The 5,241-nt window shown below is 74.3% G+C and carries 5 protein-coding genes; 4 read left to right on the top strand and 1 reads right to left on the bottom strand.

Annotated elements, in window-relative coordinates; translation table 11 throughout:
* The 4 genes from AOK23_RS38365 to AOK23_RS38350 all read left to right on the top strand — a co-directional run.
* Nucleotides 1-1,683: xanthine dehydrogenase family protein molybdopterin-binding subunit (locus AOK23_RS38365; RefSeq protein ID WP_055717092.1), on the top strand; the 1,683-nt coding region annotated here is incomplete at its 5' end.
* Complete coding sequence (locus AOK23_RS38360; protein WP_055717091.1) at nt 1,676-2,818, top strand: XdhC family protein; 1,143 nt, start codon at nt 1,676-1,678, stop codon at nt 2,816-2,818. The genes AOK23_RS38365 and AOK23_RS38360, both read left to right, overlap by 8 nt.
* A 140-nt stretch (nt 2,819-2,958) precedes the next feature.
* Entirely contained in the window at nt 2,959-3,282 is a 324-nt protein-coding gene (locus AOK23_RS38355; RefSeq protein WP_055717090.1) for a hypothetical protein, read from the top strand.
* Nucleotides 3,283-3,402: 120 nt separating this feature from the next.
* A complete protein-coding gene (locus tag AOK23_RS38350; protein ID WP_055717089.1) occupies nt 3,403-4,353 on the top strand; it encodes a peptidoglycan-binding domain-containing protein in 951 nt (316 codons plus the stop codon).
* A gap of 40 nt (nt 4,354-4,393) precedes the next feature.
* Here AOK23_RS38350 and AOK23_RS38345 read toward each other — a convergent pair.
* The coding region (locus AOK23_RS38345; RefSeq protein WP_055717088.1) for a geranyl diphosphate 2-C-methyltransferase at nt 4,394-5,241 on the bottom strand (848 nt) is incomplete at its 5' end.

The following is a 5,241-nucleotide window of genomic DNA, read 5'->3' as shown; positions in this document are numbered from 1 at the left end:
CCGCGGGCCTACCCCGCGGCCGGCTACGGCCCGGCGGCCACGGAGAAGGGCGACCTGGAGGCCGAACTCGCCGCGTCCGCCGTCGTCGTGGACGCCGAGTACACCACCCCCGAAGAACACCACAACCCGATGGAGCCCCACGCGGCCACGGCCCGCTGGGAGGACGGCCGCCTGGAGGTCGTCGACTCCAACCAGGGCACCACGTGGGTCGCCGGAGAACTCGCCAACCTCTTCTCGCTCGACCCGTCCTCCGTGCACGTGCGCTCCGAGCACGTCGGCGGCGGCTTCGGCAGCAAGGGCGTCCGCGCCCACCAAGTGGCCGCCGTCATGGCTGCGACGGCCCTCCAGCGCCCCGTCCGGGTCGCCATGACCCGCCGCCAGATGTTCTCCCTCGCCGGCTACCGCAGCCCCACCGCCCAGCGGATCAGGCTCGGCGCCGACGCGGACGGACGGCTGCGCGCCCTGGAACACCGCTCCCTGAACCTCACCTCGACGGTGCACGAGTTCATCGAGATGGGCTCCGCACCGTCACGCGTGATGTACGACGCCGACGCCCACCACACCGTCAACCGCGTCGTGCGCCTCGACGTCGGGACCCCGACCTGGATGCGCGCGCCGGGCGAGGCACCGGGCTCGTTCGCGCTGGAGTCCGCGTTCGACGAACTCGCCGAGAAGCTCGGCGTCGACCCGATCGACCTGCGTCTGCGCAACGAACCCGAGCGCGGCCCCGCGTCGGGCCTGCCCTTCGCCGGCCGCAACCTGTCCGCGTGCCTGCGCGAGGGCGCCCGCCGGTTCGGCTGGGCCGACCGCGACCCGCGCCCCGGTGTCCGCCGCGACGGACGCTGGCTGCTCGGCACCGGCACGGCCGCGGCCTCCTTCTCCGCGGGCACCGGGCCCTCCACGGCGGCCGTCACGGCCGAGGCGGACGGCACCTTCACCGTACGGATCAACGCGGCGGACATCGGCACCGGCGCCCGTACCGCGCTCACCCTGGTCGCCGCCGACGCGCTGGACGTCGCGCCGGACCGCGTCCGGGTGCGGATCGGCGACAGCGACTTCGGCCCGGCCATGATCGCCGGCGGCTCCATGGGCACCCGCTCCTGGTCCTGGGCGATCAACCTCGCCGCCGCCGAACTGCGGGAGCGGCTCACCCCCGGCGGCACCGTACCCCCCGAGGGCATCACCGTCCGCTCGGACACCACCGCCGCCCTCGGCGCCCTCGCGCAGAAGGAACGGCACTCCTACGGCGCCCAGTTCGCCGAGGTCGCCGTCGACCCGGCCACCGGCGAGGTCCGCGTACGCCGCATGCTCGGCGTCTTCGCGGCCGGCCGCATCGTCAACCCGCTCACCGCGCGCGGCCAGTTCACCGGCGGCATGATCTGGGGCATCTCCATGGCCCTGCACGAGGAGGCGGTACGGGACCGGGCCACGGGCGGCCACTACGGCGCCGATCTCGCCGCCTACCACGTGGCCGCGCACGCCGACGTGCCCGCCGTCGAGGCGCACTGGGTCGACGACCACGACCCGGACGACCCCGTTGGGATCAAGGGCATCGGGGAGGTCGGCATCGTCGGCGCCGCCGCGGCCGTCGCCAACGCGGTCTGGCACGCGACCGGCGTGCGCCACCGCCACCTGCCCATCCGGCCCGACCGGGTCCTCCTCGCGGGAGCCCCGGATGCTTGATCTCGCCGCCGAGCTGCACCACTGGGCCGCACAGGGGCGGGATTTCGCGGTCGCCACCGTCGTCTCCGTCGGCGGCAGCGCGCCCCGGGGCCCCGGGGCCGCGCTCGCCGTCGACAGCGAGGGCACGGCCGTCGGCTCGGTCTCCGGCGGGTGTGTGGAGGGCGCGGTGTACGAGCTGTGCCGGCAGGCCCTCATGGACGGCGAGACGGTCCTCCAGCGGTTCGGGTACAGCGACGAGGACGCCTTCGCCGTCGGGCTGACCTGCGGCGGGGTGATCGACATCCTGGTCACGCCGGTCACCCGGGCCGCCGCGGACGCCCCGGTGTTCCGGTCGGCGCTCGCGGCCGTCGCCGGGGACGGAGCGGCCGCCTTCGTGCGGGTCGCCCGGGGCCCGGCCGAACTCCTCGGCAGGGCCCTGCTCGTACGGCCCGACGGCGGGTACGAGGGCGGGCTCGGCGGCCATCCCGAGCTGGACGGGACGGCCGTGGCCGAGGCCCGGGCGATGCTGGACGCCGGGCGCACCGGCACCGTCGACCTGTCACCGGACGGATCGCACTGCCCCGGCGGGCTCACCCTCCTCGTGGAGTCGTCCGTCCAGCCGCCCCGGATGATCGTTTTCGGCGCGATCGACTTCGCCTCGGCGCTGGTCCGCGCGGGCAAGTTCCTCGGTTACCACGTGACCGTGTGCGACGCCCGTCCCGTCTTCGCCACCAGGACCCGCTTCCCGGAGGCCGACGAGATCGTGGTGGACTGGCCGCACCGCTACCTCGGGCGCACCGAGACCGACGCGCGCACCGTCCTGTGCGTGCTGACGCACGACGCCAAGTTCGACGTGCCCCTGCTGAGGACGGCGCTGCGGATGCCGGTCGCGTACGTCGGCGCGATGGGCTCCCGGCGCACGCACGCCGACCGGGAGCGCCGGTTGCGGGAAGTGGGCCTGAGCGGGCGGGAGCTGGCCCGGCTCAGGTCCCCGATCGGGCTCGATCTGGGGGCCCGTACGCCCGAGGAGACGGCCCTGTCCATCGCGGCGGAGATCGTCGCCACCCGACGCGGCGGCACGGGCGTACCGCTGACCGGATCGGGCACCCCCATCCACCGGGCGGCGGGGGAGCGGGAAGCCGTGGCGGCGGCCTGAGCGATGGGGGCGGCCTGAGTGGAGGGGCATGCCCGGCGCCCGTACCGGGAGGGTGCCCACGCGGTACTGAGTATCCGGGGCGCCGCGAATGAGTACGCGGTCAGATACCGGGCCGCCCCCACCGCTGGTGCACTGTCGTCATGAACACGCACCCCGCGCGTCCGCGCCCCCTCCGGCACGTCACCGCCAAGGCCACCGCCACCGGTTCGGCCCTCGCCGTGGTGCTGATCCCGCTGGTGGTCGGCGCGTTGGTGGCGCGGCAGCTCGGCGGTGACCCGATGGCCTCCGTCAACGCGCTCATCGCGGGCGGCGGTGAACGGGCCAGGCTCTCCCCGGATCAGCTGCCCGTCCTGCGGACCCTCCGCACGGCACCCCGCAGGACGGTCGGCCGGCTGGCCCGCCGACAGCTCCTGAACCGTGGCTCGCGCGACGACTCGACGGGGTGTCACTTCATTTCGCGCTGAGCCGAGTTGGCCATTTTTCGATCTCCCGTGCGAGTTCTGGTTCGAGTTTCAAGCAAGTCTTGGGGATTTCGTGTAGAAGACTGTGAGAACTCCGGAAGACCGTTCGAAGTGAGTGCGCGCGTGAGTGAACCGACCGGCCCTGTCTGCCCCCAGTGCGGTACGCCCCGGGCGGCGGACGGCACCCCGGCCTGTTCCTGCGCCGAGCAGGCGTCCGAGGCCCACCGCGACTCACGAACGGCACAGGCGGCGGCCGCCGAGGACTTCGACCCCGTACGGATACGGCCGTTCGTGAAGGTCGGCGACGACCCCTCCGGTGCCCACGACACGGCCGCCGCACCCGACTCCTCCGGCGTCCACGACCCCGCGTACGCGTCGGACGACCCCACGGAGGAGCTGCCTGCCCACGCCGGGTACCCGGGGCCGCCCAGCGCCCCGGACGAGCTACCCCGCGTCGGAACCGGCCATCCCGAGGGCGGGCGGCGACGCAGGAGGGCGCTCGCGGTGGGGGCCGGAGCCGCCGCGGTGGCCGCCCTGGTGGCGGCGGGCCTCGTGAGCGGACTCTTCTCGTACGACGCGCCCGCACGGAACGGCTCCCTGCCGGACGACGTCCGGGCCCGGCTCCCGGAAGCGGCCTCCCAGGCCTCCCAGGAGGACACGACCCCGACGCCCACGCCGTCGGGCACGGCCTCACCGAGCCGGTCGACGGGCAACCCGAGCGCCTCCCCGGACGCGACCCCCGGCGAGAGTTCGGCCGCCCCGAGCGGCTCCGGCCGCCCGACCCGGACCCCGTCCCACAGCGGCGCGACGCGCACGTCGGGCCCCGCGCCGACCGGGAGCGCCGAGCAGAACCCCGTCCTCGGCCTCGGAGACCAGGGCCCCGAGGTCACCGAACTCCAGCTCCGTCTGCGCCAGCTCGGCCTCTACAACGGGGACGCCGACGGCGAGTTCGACCGGGAGGTCGAGAGCGCCGTCCGCGGCTACCAGCTCACCCGCGTCGTCCTCGACGACGAGTCGGGCGTCTACGGCATGCCGACCCGCACCGCGCTCGAGTCCGAGACCTCGGAGCCGTGATCCGCGCCGGCCGGCCTCCCGGCACCCGGCCGCCCGCCGGTCAGACGCGGTCGGCCACGATCAGCAGGTACTGGAAACTGCCGTTCTCATAGGCGGTGATGAAGGTGTCCTCGATGCCGGTGACCAGGTGGTCGGCCTGCTTGCGCAGCTCCCAGTAGGGCAGGGCGGCAGCCGTGAGGTCCTGCACATGGACGGGGACCAGACGGTTGCGGGCCAGCGCGCGGAAGTACGCCGAGCGGGGGTGGATGTCGCAGATGTAGTGCGCGTTGATGAGGGACACCTCGCGGGAGGCGCGCCCGTAGGCGTCGTTGTAGCAGCCGGTGACGGTCACATAGCGTCCGCCGCGGCGCAGCAGCCGGGCGTGCTCGGCGAACAGCAGGTCCAGCTCGACGTACATCGTGGACTCGTTGTTCCAGGACGCGGCGAACTCCCCGGCGGGCAGCCCCGTGTCGAGCATGTCGCGGTGGTGGTAGCGGACCCGGTCGTCGATGCCGCGCCTGCGGGCCTGGTCGTTGGCGAACTCGGCCTGCTTCGCGGAGATGGTGACGCCGTCGGCGTGGCAGCCGTACCGCAGATGCGCCACCACGCTGCCGCCGCCGCGCCCGCACCCGGCGTCGAAGACACGGTCGGTGGGGGAGAGCGGACCCAGATGGTGGGCCAGCAGCTCCGCCTGGGCCTGTTCCAGGCGGTGCAGTTCGGCGGTGACGCGCTCCCGGCGGCGCGCCGGGTCGGGGTCGTCGTCGAGGACCGACCAGTCGGCCTCCCCGACGCCGTAGTGATGGTGGTACAGGTCGTCGATCCTGCCGAGTTCGAGGTTGACCGGGTTCTCCTCGGCGTTCCAGTAGTCGGCGACCCTCCGCTGGTAGGTGGAGCGGGCCGGGGAGGGGG

Source organism: Streptomyces torulosus, assembly GCF_001419765.1.
GTDB classification, from domain to species: domain Bacteria; phylum Actinomycetota; class Actinomycetes; order Streptomycetales; family Streptomycetaceae; genus Streptomyces; species Streptomyces torulosus.
The sequence above is the reverse complement of the archived record's forward strand: the minus strand, read 5'-3'. Positions and strand labels throughout refer to the sequence as shown.